Annotated in this window: 15 protein-coding genes; 11 read left to right on the top strand and 4 right to left on the bottom strand. The window is 42.6% G+C overall.

What is annotated here, in order from left to right:
* Nucleotides 1-255: 255 nt before the first annotated feature.
* From AB3N61_RS11705 to AB3N61_RS11685, 5 genes are all read left to right on the top strand, one after another.
* Nucleotides 256-1,050: a pentapeptide repeat-containing protein gene (locus AB3N61_RS11705; RefSeq protein ID WP_020770233.1), complete on the top strand. Its 795-nt coding sequence runs from the start codon at nucleotides 256-258 to the stop codon at nucleotides 1,048-1,050.
* Nucleotides 1,037-1,228, top strand: a complete 192-nt coding sequence (locus AB3N61_RS11700) for a hypothetical protein (RefSeq protein WP_008592353.1) — start codon at nucleotides 1,037-1,039, stop codon at nucleotides 1,226-1,228. The genes AB3N61_RS11705 and AB3N61_RS11700 overlap by 14 nt, the downstream gene beginning before the upstream one ends.
* Before the next feature lie 136 nt (nucleotides 1,229-1,364).
* Nucleotides 1,365-1,682 carry a hypothetical protein gene (locus tag AB3N61_RS11695; protein ID WP_367897656.1) on the top strand — a complete coding sequence of 106 codons (318 nt, stop codon included), beginning with the start codon at nucleotides 1,365-1,367 and terminating at the stop codon, nucleotides 1,680-1,682.
* Between the two features lie 43 nt (nucleotides 1,683-1,725).
* Nucleotides 1,726-3,651: an esterase/lipase family protein gene (locus tag AB3N61_RS11690; protein ID WP_367897655.1), complete on the top strand. Its 1,926-nt coding sequence runs from the start codon at nucleotides 1,726-1,728 to the stop codon at nucleotides 3,649-3,651.
* 118 nt (nucleotides 3,652-3,769) lie between these two features.
* On the top strand, nucleotides 3,770-4,207 hold the full coding sequence (locus tag AB3N61_RS11685; protein ID WP_367897654.1) for a hypothetical protein: 438 nt from the start codon (nucleotides 3,770-3,772) through the stop codon (nucleotides 4,205-4,207).
* Between the two features lie 67 nt (nucleotides 4,208-4,274).
* Here the strand turns inward: AB3N61_RS11685 and AB3N61_RS11680 are convergent, their stop codons facing one another.
* From AB3N61_RS11680 to AB3N61_RS11670, 3 genes are all read right to left on the bottom strand, one after another.
* Nucleotides 4,275-4,934, bottom strand: a complete 660-nt coding sequence (locus AB3N61_RS11680; protein ID WP_367897653.1) for a TetR family transcriptional regulator — start codon at nucleotides 4,932-4,934, stop codon at nucleotides 4,275-4,277.
* On the bottom strand, nucleotides 4,924-5,925 hold the full coding sequence (locus tag AB3N61_RS11675; RefSeq protein ID WP_367897652.1) for an SDR family NAD(P)-dependent oxidoreductase: 1,002 nt from the start codon (nucleotides 5,923-5,925) through the stop codon (nucleotides 4,924-4,926). Before AB3N61_RS11675 ends, AB3N61_RS11680 begins: the two co-directional genes overlap by 11 nt.
* A gap of 158 nt (nucleotides 5,926-6,083) precedes the next feature.
* Nucleotides 6,084-7,184 carry an AraC family transcriptional regulator gene (locus tag AB3N61_RS11670; RefSeq protein WP_367897651.1) on the bottom strand — a complete coding sequence of 367 codons (1,101 nt, stop codon included), beginning with the start codon at nucleotides 7,182-7,184 and terminating at the stop codon, nucleotides 6,084-6,086.
* Between the two features lie 750 nt (nucleotides 7,185-7,934).
* Here AB3N61_RS11670 and AB3N61_RS11665 point away from each other — a divergent pair.
* Nucleotides 7,935-9,686: a C45 family autoproteolytic acyltransferase/hydolase gene (locus tag AB3N61_RS11665; protein ID WP_367897650.1), complete on the top strand. Its 1,752-nt coding sequence runs from the start codon at nucleotides 7,935-7,937 to the stop codon at nucleotides 9,684-9,686.
* A gap of 113 nt (nucleotides 9,687-9,799) precedes the next feature.
* On the opposite strand, the gene ispG is transcribed toward AB3N61_RS11665, so the two are convergent.
* The gene (ispG, locus tag AB3N61_RS11660) at nucleotides 9,800-11,797 is read right to left on the bottom strand and encodes a (E)-4-hydroxy-3-methylbut-2-enyl-diphosphate synthase (protein ID WP_367897649.1); all 1,998 of its coding nucleotides are present in this window, start codon (nucleotides 11,795-11,797) and stop codon (nucleotides 9,800-9,802) included.
* Between the two features lie 192 nt (nucleotides 11,798-11,989).
* Here ispG and AB3N61_RS11655 point away from each other — a divergent pair, with 192 nt between their 5' ends.
* The 5 genes from AB3N61_RS11655 (at nucleotide 11,990) to AB3N61_RS11635 (ending at nucleotide 17,879) form a co-directional block, all read left to right on the top strand.
* Nucleotides 11,990-12,616, top strand: coding sequence for a hypothetical protein (locus AB3N61_RS11655; protein ID WP_367897648.1), 627 nt, complete (start codon nucleotides 11,990-11,992; stop codon nucleotides 12,614-12,616).
* 350 nt (nucleotides 12,617-12,966) lie between these two features.
* Nucleotides 12,967-13,863: a hypothetical protein gene (locus AB3N61_RS11650; protein ID WP_367897647.1), complete on the top strand. Its 897-nt coding sequence runs from the start codon at nucleotides 12,967-12,969 to the stop codon at nucleotides 13,861-13,863.
* 130 nt (nucleotides 13,864-13,993) lie between these two features.
* The gene (locus tag AB3N61_RS11645; protein WP_367897646.1) at nucleotides 13,994-15,988 is read left to right on the top strand and encodes a hypothetical protein; all 1,995 of its coding nucleotides are present in this window, start codon (nucleotides 13,994-13,996) and stop codon (nucleotides 15,986-15,988) included.
* A 225-nt stretch (nucleotides 15,989-16,213) separates the two neighbouring features.
* A complete protein-coding gene (locus AB3N61_RS11640; protein WP_020770179.1) occupies nucleotides 16,214-16,531 on the top strand; it encodes a hypothetical protein in 318 nt (105 codons plus the stop codon).
* 70 nt (nucleotides 16,532-16,601) lie between these two features.
* The gene (locus AB3N61_RS11635; protein ID WP_367897645.1) at nucleotides 16,602-17,879 is read left to right on the top strand and encodes a hypothetical protein; all 1,278 of its coding nucleotides are present in this window, start codon (nucleotides 16,602-16,604) and stop codon (nucleotides 17,877-17,879) included.
* Nucleotides 17,880-17,903 lie beyond the last annotated feature (24 nt).

The following is a 17,903-nucleotide window of genomic DNA, read 5'->3' as shown; positions in this document are numbered from 1 at the left end:
AATTTTGCCTCCTTCCGTTCGGCAACCCTTCGGGTTTTTCGCTCCCTACGGGTCGCTCAAAAGGGTCGCTGCGAAGGGGGCGTCCCCTTCGCTTGCAGCGAAGGTCGGGCTCCTTCCGAGCTGCGCTTGCGCTCCGGTCGCTTCGCGACTGCTACGCACTCTTCGGATCCCTGACGCGGACAAAAAAGAAATCTTCCTTCCTAAAAGTGCTTTCCTGCGCTATCAACAAAGTCTAATCTAAGAAAGGCAATCATCATGTCAGTAATGGATTTTAACAGATACAAAGAGATCAACGACCAAAGGTTGAACTATAGAGAAATGGAAGATGCAACCGTGGTTTCCAATTATCGGAACGTTGGTTGTGGAGACGGGTATCGTATTTATCTCAAGATAGACGAAAACAGAAAAGTCACCGACGCAAGTTATACTACCACTGGTTGTGGGTTCGGGATCGTTGCACTTGCTATGGCAACAGAGATCGCAAAAGGAAAATCCATAGACGAACTAAAAAACGTCACTGTAGACGACGTTGAAAAACAATTCGAGTTCCCGGAACGCAGAAAAAATTATCCTGAATCTGCAGTAGCTGCTCTCCAACAAGCGATCCATGATTACGAAACCGGAGCGGGAGTCCCGAAGGAAAGAAGGATTACTGCTGCCAAAGCAAAAGAAATACTCTCCCAAAAAGGAAACCTAAGAGGAGAGGATCTATCTTCTATCATATTAGAAAAAGAAGATTTACATGGTGTGGATTTTTCCGGAGCGAATCTAAATAATGCATTCTTAACCAATTGTAATTTTTCGGGTGCTAATTTCGAAGGAGCACGACTTCGTGGTGCATTCTTGAATGGAGCGGACCTAACAGGCGCCAATCTAAAAGGTGTGGATCTACGCTGGGCAAAACTTGCAGGAGCCAAGATCGAAGGCGCTGATTTTACGGATGCAGTCTATGATATAGGCACTCGAGTGGACCAAAGACAAATACATATTTTCTCTTCCATGAAGAAGGAAGGAAAAGATATCTATATGGAGAAACATGAAGCCGGGTGATAAAGCTAAACTGACCAAAAGAAGTTTTCTTTTAAAAGGAGTGATCGTACTTACCGGCGCTCAAGTAGAGATCCAGGAAATCAACGGAGACAAGGTGTCCGTTCTTTATAACGATCGGGAAGGTTACCCGCACACGATCGAAGATCTCACTCTCGCGGATCTAGCACCGATTGAATAAAACTCTGTCGCGCTTGCGACTTTGCGCAAAAATTCTCAGTGTCTCTTAAAACTCTGCACCTAACACGGATCAAGTTTTAAATCTGCTTTACAAATCGACAGGAAAGTTTTAAGTTCCTCGCGGAGAAATTAGAGAGATGATACAAAGAACACTCATTATTATGCTATTGGCTGTGGTTACTTCTATATCCGCAATATCCTGTTCTTGGATGGACGATGTTCCGATCCTCACCTGGTTTGTGGATGACGACGAGGAAGAAAGAGAAGAGTTTCATGACCTTTTGGTATTGATAGCGATTGCTTCAAATAGAGGTAATAACGGAAATTTGACCGTAGAAAATCTGGAAGTAAAAACAAAAATCGCTTCTTTATCCGATACAAACAGGGCAGCATTCTGCTCCTTATTGCAAACTCAAAACAAAAAAGATTTCCAAAATTACTGTTTGAATCCTTAAGAGAGTTCGAACAGAGTTCACAAAGAACACGGAGTTAGGTCACATGGGTAAAACTTTTCGTAACTCCTTTAACCTCGGTGGGCTCCGTGTTCTCCGTACGAAAAAAAACGTTTTGCAAAAGTTTTTCATTCTAGGCCTTGTTTTCTTCTTCCAATGTACAACGGCGACATATTCCACAATTTCCTATTCAAAATACGAACAGATTCGTACTGTTCGTGAAAACGCGATCTCTTCCAAAAATTTAAGTCTGATCACGACTCGTTTTTTAAAAAGTAACGATCTATACAAAAGATACCAAGAAACTCCGCAGGTAGTCATCTACGATTTGGACAATCGTTTAGTGGCAATAAAAACCAGAGAACTTGCGTATTATCTGTCCGAATTATGTTATCATGCCGGATCGGACCTGGATCTGGAAGATCCAATGTTTGCAAGAATGTTCGCTTCTTCTTTAGTGTACTCCTATACATATTTATTCGATAAGAAGGCGATCCCTGCTGCGGATCCTTTCTCAATGGAATTTAGGTTTGCACTTGAAACATACAATAGATCACTCGCACAATTAGTTCGATTTGCCAAAAAGAATAGAAAACTTGCCAATCTAACGGACTTAAGTCTTCCGCTTATAAGAGGCACTCTTTCCATGACTAAAGCGGAAGTGGATACCGCTTGGACGCCAAAAAATTTTTTGGAAGTAGAAGTCGCTTACGATTATAAGAACGGAGGATTTTCCAATCAAATCAGTAAATTCGGGATAGGAACTCCTTTAATTCTCATCCGAAAACATCCCGAAAAAGAACCTATCGAAAGAAGAAAATACGAATTCGTAGCGGGTGTAGGCCAGGCTTATCCCGGAACGGCTCTTGTAACATTGGAAGAATCTTATTTAGAAAATCGTAATTTAAATCTGAAGGCGATCATACATCTGTATGATCCGGTTCATAGGGACCGGGTCCAATTTTCCGGATTAGATCTGCCGATGGAGAGCGATACAACCACTCCGCTTGCATATATGTTATCGGGAGCGGAAAAGAGGGACGGATTTTTCGCTAAGTTTGACGGAGAGGAAGCCTTGCAACGAAAGGGGCTTTATCTGGTCTATCCTTATCGAAAAGGAAAGATACCTGTGGTGTTTGTGCACGGTCTTGCTTCTTCTCCATTTATATGGTTTCCCATGATTAACGAACTTTTAGCGGATCCTAAGATCAAGGACAATTACCAATTTTGGGTCTACTGGTATCCTACGGGAAATCCGATCACCATTTCCGCGGCGGATTTTAGGGATACACTTCGAGACCTGCGAAAGACGTATGATCCAAAGGAAGTAGATTCCTCTTTTGATAAGATGATGATCGTAGGTCATAGTATGGGTGGACTTCTTTCCAAGCTGACGGTGACCAGAAGTAAAAAAGAAGATTGGATGAAAGTTGCTAACGTTCCCCCCGAAAAATTCGATTCTTTGAATTCCGAATCCAAGGAAGAGGTTCGACGAGTATTCGATTTTAAACCATTACCTTTTGTGAAAAGGGTAGTATTTATAGCTACACCTCATAGAGGTTCCAATCTTGCCGAAGGATTTTTGGCTTCTATCGCTAGGATCTTGTTCGTTCTTCCTAAAGGTGCTCTTAATAATATAGGAAAAGTTTATAAGTTTTTAACCTTAGACTCCGAGGAAGAGTCCATTCTTCCGGAAACCTATGGAGTGGATGGGCTTTCTCCGAACAGCTTGTTCATGAAGGTAACCGGAGAATTAAAACCGGAAGTTCCGTTCCATTCTATTATAGGGAATTCTAAGTTTAGGGATTTGGAATGGATCAACGATTCCGTAATATCTTACGATAGCTCTCATTTGGACGGGGCCGAGTCCGAAATCCTGATCGATTCGGATCATTCTGTCCAAGATCACATGCCTACGATTATAGAGATCAAAAGGATTCTCTGGGAACATTCAGGGATTTCCGGAAGATAGATCGCCCTCCTTTATTGTTTACTCAATATATTATTTACTAATAATATTATAAAAGTTTTGTTCTTGTTATTTTGTTCGATTTTGTCGCGGTAAAATTGAGTATGTAATTTGGTATATAATGTATTACTTATATACAATTTGGGATAAAAATTTTTTTATAAAAAATAAACAAATTCATTTGCTTTGGATGTGGGGTCGCTTTTTATTCGAAAAAAAAAGTGAGATTTTTACTATGTTAAGAATTTTTGTGTCTGTATTGTTGGTGCTTAGCGTTAGTTTTGCTAGTACTTCTTGTTCGGATCTTGATGATCTAAATCCGTTTAACACCGAGGATGATCAGGAGGAGGCTATGGATAACTTTATTAAACTTTGGTTTATCGTAGTTGCGACCGGGCAAGCCATGGCAAATAACCCTCCGCCTTGGTTTCCTACCTCTACAAATGTGGAAGATGCCAGGGCTGACTGGAATAAATTAGATCCTGCTAAAAAAGCAGAGGCTTGTGCAATCGCATTTGCCAGTGGGGAGAAACCTCCTGCGGAGCTTTGTACGAAATAGAAAGCGAATTAACTCGGATCGGTGGCGTGGCGGAATTTCCTTGGTCAGCACGTTGCCGGTCTTTTCTTTAAGAATTCATTCCTTTCCATAACCAATCAAAGGACTCGGAAAGTACCTGATCCAAATCTCCTTCTAAGAGCCAAAGGTTCTTATTTTGGAATGCCTCTTTTACTTCTTTGGGAGGATTGTGATGCTGCCAAAGCATCAATGCTAAAAAATAAAAACGTAATATAAATTTTCTGGCATTCGAGATCGTAAGTCCGGTTTCTCTGGAAAGCCAGATTCTTGCCAGTTCGTCCATTCCATCGGAAGTGTTCTTTTTGAATTCGTATAAAAAGGCCCGGTCCACATTACTTTCTAAAATTCCGGGTATTATAAGGCCTACGAACATGAAAGTTTCGTTTTTGGAAAACTGATGAATGATCTTCTCCTTTAGTTTCGCTAAAGAATATTCGGGGCCTTGCAGTAACTCCGCCATTTCCTTAAAAAATAATTCCGTTTCCTGTAAATGAAGAGTAAGAAAAATTTCTTCTCTCGTTTTGAAATAAAAATAGATCACACCCTTTGTGACTCCTGCGGCCTCCGCAATCTCCTGGGTGCTGGGCAGCGGATGTTTTTGTTTCACCAGAAGCTTCCGCAAAGCAGCCACAATGGACTGCTTTCGGATCTCTTTTTCTTCCGGCCTTCTGGCTCTTTTTTTATCCACTCTCAGGAAACTATACGGCACCCGACAACATCCAGTCAACTGTCTCTTGCAGAGATTTTTTGATAGGCATAGGCTTCCATTGGAATTCCTTTGCTAATCGATCCGAATCGTATTCCTGTTTTCTTTGGAGATAATCTTGCACTATCTCCGAGTTGATCTGTCTATCCAAACCTGTGACTGCATGTTTTAATGCGTCCAGATAGGGCATGGCACGAACGATAAAAGAAGGAAGTTCCTTTCCGGTCGTTTTTACCTTTGGATGGATCTCCTTAACTAGTTTGCAAATTTGAGAAACGGAAAAAGTTTCCCCGGTTGCGATATATCTTCCTTGTGCGGAGGGATTTTCATAGGCAAGGATATGCGCCATCGCAACATCTCTCACATCCACATAGGAGAAAGTCATCTTCGGTGCGAATGGAAGTTGTCCGTTTAGGATGTCTTGGATTAGCTTTAAAGAAGATGTTGGTTGAGTGAACTGGGGACCCAAAATGGTACCAGGTAGAACAGTCACTAAGTTTAAGCCCAATTTTTTCGAAAGTTCCCAGGCCAGTTTTTCGGATTTGGTCTTGGATATTGCATAAGGTTCTTTCGCTGAATCATTCCAAGCGGATTCATTCAGAGGAGGTTCTCCTTCTGCAATTGTGCCCACTGCCGCAATGCTGGAAGTATAAATGATCTTTTTGATCCCCGCTTTATAGGCTTCTTCCAGAATATTTCTGGTTCCGTTAATATTCGGTTCCACTACTTCTTTCCACGGATCTTTAGCTGTCAGGTTGAACGCTGCTGCTACTTGAAACAGACCATCCTGTCCTTGGAGAACCTTGCGAAGAGATTCTCTATCTCCCAAATCCGCGGAGACCAGTTTCACTCCTAACTTTTTCAGGTTGGCTGTCTTCTTTGCATCATTCGAATCTCGGACCGCAGCCGTTACTTCATAACCTCTTTCTTGAAGAAGTTTTACTAAAGAAAAACCTAAGTGTCCATTTGCACCCGTTACCAATACTTTTTGCATGAGTTCCTACCTCGTTAATTAATATACTATTAGACATTAAATAATATACTACTGGTAAATTATATAGCAAAAACTAATGATGAAGGAGAAACGTTTGAAAATCTTCATGGCTGTCAATTTGGCAGTATTTGAGGAGGGGAGTGGTTTTAGAATTCATCTTACTGTTTCGGATTACCCCCATCCTTCCTATACGTCGCTGGTGACATCCCCGTAAACTTCACAAACTGTGAATGAAACGTTGACTTCGAATTAAAACCAACGGCAAAAGCGATATCTAACACCGAACTATCAGGTTCTTCCTTTAAACGTTTGCATGCTTCCTGCACTCTGTATCGATTGATGAGTTCGTAAAAATTCATTTTGTGAACTTCGTTTAAATATCTGGAAGTTTGGTGCAAATTCAGTCCGAGTTCTGCAGCTAAATCCACAAGTCTTAGTTCGCTATCCCTGTATAAATATTTGATTTCTAATAGTTCTTTCAGTTTTGCATTTGCTGCTTCTATTTCTTTGGTGAGTAGAGGAGTGTTTTGGTATTTCGCATTTTGTATGACTTCGCTGATTTCGCTAAAAAAACCTGGATGTCTTTCTCTGACTAAGAAGAGTAGAAGGACCATGACGCAGATGAGAGAAGCTCCTAGATCGAACAAATATTTGTTCTTTAGAAAGTAGGCGGTTCCTATGAGTCCGTTTGCGAATACGGGCAGAAGTAATACTAACCATACCAATTTTAATTCGTACATTTCGTATCTTCTGCTGACCTTGTGATATAGATAAAGGCAAAATAGGGAATATACGGAAACTTGGATACTTGCAAGAAAACTCCCTAAATGAGCCCAATCCAGCCTGAATTCCTTTGCACCTTGTAGTACCTGGGTTTTTAGTTCGGAACTATCTTGAGAAAAGTAGGCAGATTCAAAAACGGCGAATAATAATACGGGTGAAAAATGGAGTCCATAACGAATGAGTCTTTCTTTTGGACTTTCTTCTTCGGTTTCTAAGAAGGAACGGATATAGGTATAGATGAGCGGTCCTACGAAAAGGACGCTAGTATGTAAGAATATAAATAGATAAGGAATTTCTAATAGATCATCCTGCAGATACCAGGAATATCTAAGTAGTATGGTCCCGGTAAGGGTCATAATGAGCACTAAGATCCGATTCCCGGAGCCTGGACGGATAATTTCCAGATAGGCGTATAGAAATGCGGCTCCCGCTCCGAACTGCAGGAATTTTAGGAAAAATATATGTAGGAGTTCCATGACTGACTTTTTGGATCGGATGCTATTTGATTTCTCATCCTGTTTTCTGCCAAATAGATTTGGGTCCCTGCGGCCAAATGCGGAGTGCTCTCGATCGTGCCTCCGGCTATCTCGAGCTTGCTCGCTCTCTACGGATCGCTCGCAAGGTCGTTGCCAATCGAACGACCCATAGGGAGTGAGATTCCCGAAGGGTAGCGGAGCAAAGCGAAGCTAAATTTCAAACCAAACAAATTGCACCATAATCACAGACCAGCTCCCTATGGGTCGCTGCGGTCAAATGCGGAGTGCTCATTTTAGCAAGGCTTTCGATTCAGGCTAGTGGTTTTGATATAACTTTTCTCTCGTTTGCCCTTCGGCCACCGACTCGCTAAAGCGGTCGTTACCTCGCTCCCTATGGGTCGCTGCGGTAGGGATACGAAGGGCTTTAGTCCGGGCGAAGCCAGGATGAGCGCGAATGCGCGAACCCGAAGTAGCCCGGTCCGAGCATCGCTCGGAACCGCCCGACATTTTGTCTGTAGGACTTCCTACAAAATTACCCCGCGAAAGAGGCTTGAAAAGGAAGGGATTTACTGATAGAGGGAAAATTGTCGTTACCAGGGTACCACCGACCGGCCCCCGCCCACGAGGGTGGGGAGTAATTACAGCCAAATCGTGCATTGGACCTCCTACAAATGTCCGATCCGATAAGTTCGGCTATCCGAACCTATGGAGGCGGTCGATGAGTGGGCGAAGATCTGCTATGATAAGCCTATGAATTCGGAAACATATCCTCTAGCTGTATTACAACTCAAAGGCTCCCAGGAAGAGATGGGACGACAATTCGGTGAGATAATGAATACGATCGGACAATTCGAACCGATCTTCGATTTTTATCCTGTGATGGCCCGCAATCTTTTGTTGGGAAGTTTACCTCGTAACAATCGGAATTTTTTGGCGAAGGGGGCGACTTCTTTGCTGGTGAATTGGATGTCGAGAAGGATGAAGAAGAATAGACCTTCCGAATTTTCGGCTCGCACCATCGCTGCTCTGACTGCGGCAGGTCGTTCTCCGAAACTAGAGAAGGAACTTTTTACTATGGATTCTTTCCAAAACTCCGTCGGTTTTTTGGGTGCAATCCAACTTCTCCCGGAACTTGCGCATATGAGTCCGAGTAGAAATCCTCAGATGCTTCCCGCTTGTACGAGTGTTGCCGTTTGGGGGGAGCAAAGCCGGGATGGTAAGTTATATCACGCTCGTAATTTCGATTTTCCAGGTGTGGAAGTTTGGGACAAACGTCCGATTGTTGTTTTTTGCACTCCCGAAAAAGGTTTACGTTACGGTTATATTGCTTGTAGAGGTGCGGATGTTCCCGGGATCACCGCTTTTAATGAAGCTGGGCTAACGATTGCTTTCCATACTCGCTTTCATAAAAAAATCGGCTTTAACGGTTTGGGTGTGATCGACTTCGGTCATAAGATCATTTCGGAAGCGAGATCTATCGAAGAAGCTGTGAGTATCGCCAAAAAACATAAGATCAATTCTACTTGGGGACTCATCGTCACCAATCATAAGGAGAAGGGCCCGAAGGCTGCGATCATCGAAACCAATTATGGGAATGTGGATGTGGTTTATCCTAATTTAGGAAAAGATCATATTGTGAATACGAACCATTACCAAAGTGAAAGATTACAGGAAGGAGAGATAATGGCGGCTCCTGTTTTCTATCATCATTGTATCAGTCGTTTTGATCGAGCGGAAGAACTTCTTTCTTCACAAAAGAAGAAAAAAGGGACAAGTGTTGTGGATCTTCAGAATATCTTGAATGATTCGATCGATTGTTCCAGCGGCGAATCTCGCACTATGGGATCTACCATTCGTCAGATCACTTCCGTAAAGTCCGTGGTGATGAGCGTGGAAGCTCGTAAAATTTTCGTCTCAGTGGGAACTGCTCCTACGGGAAGCGGTCCTTATATGGAAATTCCTATGGTTTGGGGAGAGCCAGGTTATAAGGTTTTGGATCTTTCGGATATTAAAAAGGATAAAGGGCGGAAGGTTCCGAAATCCAAGGTCGCTAAAGCGGGTTCTGCGATTCAATATTATAAAAAAGCAATGCTTATTAACGACGACCCGGGAATGGGCGGTATTGACGATATAATTCTGGAATTACAGAAGGCAAATGAGGAATTTTCCGGCAAAGATCCTTCTATACTTTTTTTAGAAGCAATTTTATATCTGGAAAAAGGGAATCTGAATAAGGCTTCGTTCCTATTGGAACAGGCGGAAAGTTTGGAGACTTCTTCTTTCAGAAAACAACAAAGTGCATTGTGGTTGGCAAGGACTCAGTCCGTTTTGGGTAAACAAAAAATAGCGGATCATTTTTACGATAAGATCAAAAATTCTAAAACGGAATTTGCGACTCAAGTCTGGAAAAAGAAGGTTTTCCAAGACAAGGGTAAATATTCCGCGAGAAAACTGAGGCAGGTGTCTCCGAATTTTATTATCGTAGAAGCGAACGAGCTTTAAAGAAAGGTTTCGCACAGAGAACACTGAGGGCACGGAGTATATTGAAATGATCGCCATGTAGGAGTTCCTACATCCGGTCTCCTCGGTATTCTCAGTGGGCTCTGTGTGAAATTTTAAATACTTGTAACTGATTCTCTTTCCATCCACATTCCGGAGTCTTTGATCAGTTGGACCAGTCTTTCGTCTGCTTCTTCGGAAGGAACGTTTTTGAGTACGATCTCTTTCCCTCTATATAAATGCACTTTGCCTGGGCCGGCTCCCACATAACCGAAATCGGCATCCGCCATTTCTCCTGGACCGTTTACGATACAGCCCATGACTGCGATCTTGACTCCTTTGAGGTGGCCTGTTTTTTCTTTGATGCGTGCAGTTGTGGTCTGTAGATCGAATAACGTTCTTCCACAAGAAGGGCAGGAGATATATTCCGTTTTTGTAAGACGTAATCTGGTTGCTTGTAGGATATCAAATCCTAGTTGTAGTACAGCTTCCGGTTCGCTGTCGATTACCTTGATCCGTAACATATCCCCGATCCCGTCGGTCAACATTCCGCCGATCCCTATCGAGGACTCGTACAATGCGGTCTCCATATCCGGATATTCCGCACTCAGGAAGATCGGGTAATCGAAATCACTGAGTATTCGGGCTAGTTTTCTATAATCGTGCAATATATGAAAGGTTTGGACCGAGAACGTTACGGATTCTATTCCTGCATTCTTGAATTCCTCGGGTAATCCTTTTAGACTTTCAAGTTGGTAGGCCTGGACATTGAGTTCGGTGATCCCTTTGCCTTCTCTTTTATGCAAAAATTCTAATAAAGAATCCCTGTTTTGAAAATGATGGAACGGATCAACTGTCACTTTAGGGAAAGGGATCAGATCTTCCAATACGTCTTCGAGCAAAAGTTCGTTTTGTTCAACGATAACTCCCATCGGAACGGAGGAGGATTTGCTTGCGGATATACATTCTTCTCTTAGGAATTCGTCGGAAGGAAGAGGTACGGAGACCATTTCCAATTCCAAGGATCTGGATCTTGCATAATTTTTGAGCGAAGCGAGCTCCTGCGAAAATCCGCTTTCCGATTCGAAAGGTAAAACTGATTCGATCCGAACCGAATGATTTTCTCCTATCGGAAGATTTCCCACTTGGATCGGCCTGCTATAAAATTTTTGGTAAGAATAAGGATTTCTGAATTCGGAATATCCTTGGTTTTGCGTTTCCGGAAATCTGAGTTTATTGTATTTGTCCGCGAGTAATCTTGCGACTGGAACTTCGTGGATCGGATCTTCCGTTAAAGAAACTCGGATCGTGTCTCCGAGCCCGTCTTCCAATAATGAACCGATCCCGATCGCGGATTTGATCCTTCCGTCTTTTCCGTCTCCTGCTTCCGTCACTCCTAGATGTAACGGATAATCCATCTGCAATTCGATAAAACGACTGCATAATAATCTGTAAGCCTGAACCATTACCTGCGGATTCGAGGCCTTCATGCTGACTATAATATCTTTATAAGAAAGACTTTCTGCGATACGGATAAATTCAATCGCGGACTCCACCATACCTTGCGGTGTGTCTCCGTATTTATTCATGATACGATCGGATAAGGATCCGTGATTGGTGCCTATTCTCATCGAGACTCCCAACTCTTTACAACGAAGTACTAATGGACTGAATACTTCCGAGATCTTTTCTAATTCTTCTTTGTATTCTTGTTCCGTATAATCCCTAACTGCGAATTTTTTCTTATCAGCGAAGTTACCCGGATTGATGCGGACCTTCTCTACCCATTCTACCGACTTCATTGCGACACTCGGAGTAAAATGGATATCCGCTACAAGCGGGACTTTGCTTCCTAAACGTTTGAGCTCCTTGCGGATATTCGGTAAGTTATCCGCATCCGGTTGAGAAGGTACGGTCAATCGAACGATCTCACAACCTGCGGCTTCTAATTCCAGAATTTGTCTAACGGAGTTTTCGGTATCCCTTGTGTCCGCAGTGATCATGGACTGGATACGGATCGGATTGTTTCCACCGATGCCAATATCTCCTACTTTTACCTCTCTGGTCCTGCGGCGTTGGTAAGAGAATGGAGAATGATTGTATCGGAAGTTCATGAGTGCTCTCTTGTTCCATTAAGAAGAGAACGAACCGCTTGTCATTTAGGATTTTTCCGGAATTAGCCCCAATCGGAAAGGTTTTTTAAGGAATTGTAGTACGTTTTATTGCGGAGCGTAGCAGCCAAAAGGGCGGACAAATTCATTAAATTGACTGAAAAAAGCCAATCAACAGGATTGCAGGAACCGGATATGAATCTGTTGAAACGGTTTTTTGCTAGGATCGAATCCCCTGATGATGCGGAGTTTTTTTTGAACTCGGCCTCTTATGTTTTGCTTTTGATCGCGTTTTTGCAAAGTATTCTTTATACCTTTCTTTTGGGTTCCTTTCTCAATTTCTATATGGATATTCTTCTTCTTTCTATCTTCGGGATCGTGATCCGATTCTCTAGAAGTAGGGTCTCCGTTATCCTTCTTTGTATTTTTTCCTCGGTGATTCTTTCGGGAACTATTTTGACTTTGTTCGGGATCTGGACAAGCGTTGGAAATAATATATTGCTAGAGTTACTATTACTTCTTCTTTCGATCCGTATTGCACTGGCGAGTTTTCGATTCCATAAGCTGAAAAATACAAAACTAGTTTGGAAAAATCTTTGGATCAGACATCTTATCGCTCTCGGTCTGGCATTTATAATTTCTGCTTCTCTCTTTATTTCTCTTATATTGGTCTCTAAATTTTTAGGGATCACCAAAATGAACAGTCTTCATGGAGAGGTTATTTTCGAATCTTTTCCTATTTCTTATATTCTTCTTTTACTTCCGATCTTTCCTTGGGCGAAAAAAAGAAGAATGTATTCCGAACCTGAAATCCTTTCCTGAAGCCTTGCCATTCTTTCCTTTTTTAATGATGTTTGGGGGGAAGAGCGACTGTAGTGAACGTTATATTAAATATGAGCTTTTCCTCACTTTTTTTCTAACAGGAATAAAAAATCTAAAAAAAAGATCACCACGATTTGTTGTGCTGGTAAGTTGCCGGGGAGTCTATATGCGCGCATAACGTATCGATTGATCCGTAGTTTTGAAATCAAACCATCGGATCAATTCATATAACACCCGTTTGTTCCTAAATTTGTGTCGTTCATTCCGAGCCAATCCGGGAAATTTCTAAAAAACTCGGAAAAATTCACCGGGTATCGATTAGTTGGGAAAAACGTTAGATGGGAATTGGGATGGATCCTATATATATAAAAAGCCGTTTTACCAAGATACTACCCGTGTTCGGGATCTTTTTTGTTTTATATTGTTCCGAGGATGCAAAGAGTATTGCGGAGTTGACCGCTGCCGCGAAGGCGGTTTTAGACGGAGTGACAGCTCCCATTCCGGTTCCTCCTGGGGATCCTGCTCCTCCGGGGCAGCCTGTGAATGCGCCTGATTTGCAAGATTCTACGATCACAAGTTTCGATATTTCCGATCCGGACGAGCATAGTTATCTCGGTTTGTTTTCCATACAGGCCATCAATTTTAACCTACCGGTCCATGATAATACAACTGTCTCCGCATTTATAGGAGGCCAAAGTATGAAACTGATGCCGGATAATACGGTGGTGAATTCATTCTCACATTGGACAGTCACCGCTGGACAATTGGCTCAGCCGGGGGCGAATCCTCCCGCGTTAGTCGGTCCTAGCGACAGAAAGCTGAAGATATTGATCGTTGCTCGGAATGAATTTGGTATTTCTTCCAAAGTGAAACAAGTGGGCCAAACCCATTTTTGCACCGGAGCTGCCGTACTTCCTGCGACTATAGGAAACTGCGGAACATTCTGTGCGACCGCTACGTTAAGCGGGGATCAGGTGGAATTTAAAGCCCAGAAGACGATTGCCCAGGATAATTTCGAATATTTATACATAGATGTTGGTGCGGCTCAGCCGATTTCTTTTTCCATTCCCGCTGTTTCTTTGGGATTTTTCGAAAAATTCGAACCGATCGCCGCCGGGACATACGAAGCAACTACTAGTTTGAATCGTTCCACTTTCGAATATATGTGTGTGGAAGTCAGCGCGTATTCTTTTGTGGATCCGCCTTTTGACATTGATTTTATCAAAGGGAAAGTGATTATTCCTTAATCTTAATACGTATGTGAAAATTAAAAAAAATAATGTTTATCGGGATCTAATGAATAGGTTATTTAATTTTTTATTAATATTCAGTTTTTCTTTTTTGGCAGGATGTTCTTCGGAAGGAGGGGTTGATCCTATGTCCGCGTTTCTTGCGGTCATTTCTCCTTCTCCTCCTGGGGAAGATATTCCGCCGCCTGGAGAAGCAGGAACTCCCGCATGGGTAAGTGCTTCCGACGCAATGTTCAGTGATAAGGTGGAGATTCACTGGGAGCCGGTTCCTGCCCAAGAATACAGAGTATTCAGAAAGTTGGCATTCGAATCTTCATACCAGCAGATCGGTTCGGTGACTGATCCCGCTTTTACGGACTCTATTTCGAACTCTCAAAGTTCTTTTCAGTATGCGATCCAAGTCGTCGATTTGGAAGGGAAAATTTCTCCGATTAGTCTTTTTGATACTGGAACGGTCGGTTTCAATTCTTCTTGTTCCACAAAGTTGAATTCCTTAGGAGGAGGAACTTCCCTTTACGCCCGGTTTAAAAACGGTTTTCCGGGGGCTGCAGTATCAGTTTCCTCTTGGGGAAATTCCGTGTTAGTTACTAGCGGAGGGAATGTTTATTTACTGAATGCGAATGGAGATATGATCGGTGTTTGGACCGGGATCTCCCCTAAAACGATCGTCGTGGATGCTGCCAATCGTATTTTTGCTTTGGCGGGAATGAAGGTATTCGAGCTGAATTCCGACTGTTCCCAAACAAGTTTGATCGATCTTCCATCGGATTCCGAACCTAAGGATTTGGCCTTGGATACCGCGGGAGATTTGTATATCAGCGAAGCGAATTTTGATACGGGGACAGACCGTATTTTTAAATATTCTTCTGCCGGTAATTTACTCAAGACTTGGGATCTTCCGGGAACATTCAGAGAACCTTATGCGATCTATATTCATCCTTCCGACAATAGTTTGTTAGTTGCGGATAATTCTTCCTTTAATTTATTCCAATACGATATAAGCGGGGATACTCCTAATCAGATTGCATCCAAACAGATTACAGTAGGACAAATTATCGATATGACGATGAGTGGTTCACAGATCCTGGTTGCCATTCAAAAAAATACCTTTCCGGAAAACGGACCTCATCTAGTTCGATTCCATAGCGGGATGTCCGGAGGTTCCGCGACTATGAAGATCAATCCTGCCGGGCCTTCTACCATCGCAAGTATCGCGACCGATAATCGGAATGGAAACGTTTTTGCTGTGGATACCGAACGATCTTCTATCCTTTCTTGTGCCGCTCCTATCTTTACGAATTGTTCTCCTGTATTGATCGGAATTTCTCCTTTGAGGATCGTTCAAGATACAAAGAAAAATTTTTACATTCTTCATGCAACAAAACAGATCACTAAGCTGAACCCGAACGGAGCTCATCTTTCTAATTTTGTTTTACCTTCTTTCCAGGGATCCTCCGTACAAGGTGCGGATCTGGAAATTGACGGAGACTTCTTATATATTTCCGGTAGAAATTCTTCGGATACAAAGGTTTTGGTAAAAGTTAAAACGGACTTTACCGGGGTGACCACTCGCACGTTACCTGCGAATTCATTCGTTCCTTTCACGAATATCGCCGTTACGGACGGAAAAGTATTCAGTGATTTTGTGGATATGGGGGAAGAAGACTTCTTCACTTATTTGAATTTCTCTTCTATCAATGGGGGAGGGGACGGAAATTATTTAGATAATTCTTATAGAGAATTTTTTATCATGAGTACACAAGAGTTGGAAACGGACTATGCCGGGAATTTTTATCATATGATCGTAGGAATGGGCGAAAGTGATATTCATACTTCCATTTCTAAGTTCAATTCCAATACTTTAGATTGGAATAATTTGGCCCAATCCGCTACGACTCCTTTCAAACAGATCACAACGGACAAGTCAGGGAATTTATATACCCTAGAAGGAACTTCGAATAACGGATACAAAGTGTTTAAGCGGGATGGGAACTTTACGGAATTGAATCAAACTTCGATTCCTACGAACCAGATTTCTCCGTCGGCTTTTTATGTTTCCGATACGGGAGATTCTTCCTTTTTAGCGACTCCTTGGAGTTTGCACAAAATTATGTTACCTTAATTTATTTCGCACAGAGCACACAGAGAGCACGAAGGTGTGAGCAGTCTGTTGGAATTCCTATAAGATTTCCTCCGTGGCCTCCGTGCGAAACTTTCGCCTATCGGTAGAAACTAAATTTTCCAAAAGTAAAAAAAATCCATCTCTCGAATTTGAGATCGGGGGGTGGAAAATCCGATACTTTGGTTATAGAAAGTCTAAAAAGATTTTCAAACAAAGGGCCTCGGTATGGAATATCTGGAACCAAAAGACCTGACGGAGAATAAATCATACCGCATCCGCCTAACCGTTGCGATTTATAGAAATAATATTTTATCTTATAAGAATGATATAGTAGTTCCTTCCGTTTACATTAGGAGGAACGAAGCGAGAGCTCATATCCGAAAAGAAGTGACAGAACGTCTGGCCCATTCTTCTTTTTTCCGTTCTCCCCGTCCGGATTATGATCTGGTCCGTTATTCCGAAGAGGCCACTTGCAACACATTCTTGAGATACAGGATCATCAGCGGAAGCCCCAGCGAAGAAACGATTCCTAAGACTGTTTAAGAGAGATCCGTAACTTAATTGTCTTGAATTCCGGTCTAGGGTTGTAAAAACTTGACTGCGAATCCAGATTATGGCAGGTCCAGACAGAAAGGTCATAGAAAAAAATTCCCATGGAGAGTACGTTCTAACCGCGTACGGGGAATTTTTAAGTTATTTCCATACTCATATCCAACTTTTCGGGACCTTGATCTCCGCTAAAAAAATCCCTGCTAAAGAACAAGAAGCTCTTAAATCAAAGATACGTTCTTATATCTCGAGTAATGTCCAAAAGACGGATCATTTTTTCGATCAACTTCCTCAATTCGCTCAGTTTCTCGGAATGGGTTCGGGGGAACTTTCTTCCTACATGAACCGAAACTTCTTGGGGGCGTTAAATAAGGTAAAAACGAAACTTATCGAACAAGAGTCCGCCGCAGAGCAAACCCCTCGTAAGAAAAAATATTCTAAAATTTCTGAAGAGATCTTAGAAGGACTTGGATTTACATTTCCCGCAGGTCATAAATTCGAATCGGAAGAAGGAATGATCTATTTGGTAGATATAGCTACCGGCAAAAAAAGAGAAGCAGCTGCCTTGGGAGAAGTAGCCAGAGAAACCGCAGCAGCGGGTGCCGCTGCCAGACCTGTCCAAGCTGCTCCGGTGCGTAAAGGACCGGAAACTCCTATTTTAGAAGAAATATTAAAAAAATATGGTGAACTATTCTCCGGTAAACCTTTGATTATGAAGGTAGAAGAATTGGAGGAAGACGATTCTCCAGTCCAGGTGGGAGAAGATATCCTAGCGGATGTGGATGATCTCCATTTCGACGGGGATTTTGGAGGCGATTCTCCAAGTTTCTCCGAACCTCCTGTGAGTATTCCGTTTTCCAAATATATGGATCAGGTCGGGAAGGTCCGGGTATTCCAAAAAGCGGGACAGCTGGAAGAGTATAAACGTTGGGTGGCTTCTTTACCTGTCGAAGAGAATGCACTCGTACAATTACAAACTTCTCTTTTAAAAGAATCTAAAGGAGAAGTGGTAGAATGGGATGGGACCCTCGGCCAATTAGGAGCTCGCACCGGTCTTTCGGAATCTAGACTCAGAAAGGTTTTGGAACTAGGTCGTGATTTTTTCCGCATTCGAAACCAATTGGAATCTTCTTGGAACAAGGCGAGAACTGCAAGCCCGGCGGTGGCCGAACTTGTAAAAAAAGCCTGGCCTCATATCCTGAGGGTCATGGATGAATATCCTGATTTCGCTCAGATCAAAGGAAAGATGGACCAGCTTCTTTCTCGTATCCCTGACTCTAGCCAAAGAAAGATCCTAACCGATCTATTCTTAAACCCAGTTCTTTCGATCCGCAGAAACTAGTTTCGCACAGAGACCACGGAGGGC

The sequence above is a fragment of the Leptospira sp. WS58.C1 genome, assembly GCF_040833995.1.
GTDB classification, from domain to species: domain Bacteria; phylum Spirochaetota; class Leptospiria; order Leptospirales; family Leptospiraceae; genus Leptospira_B; species Leptospira_B cinconiae.
This window is presented reverse-complemented; position numbering and strand designations above follow the sequence as displayed.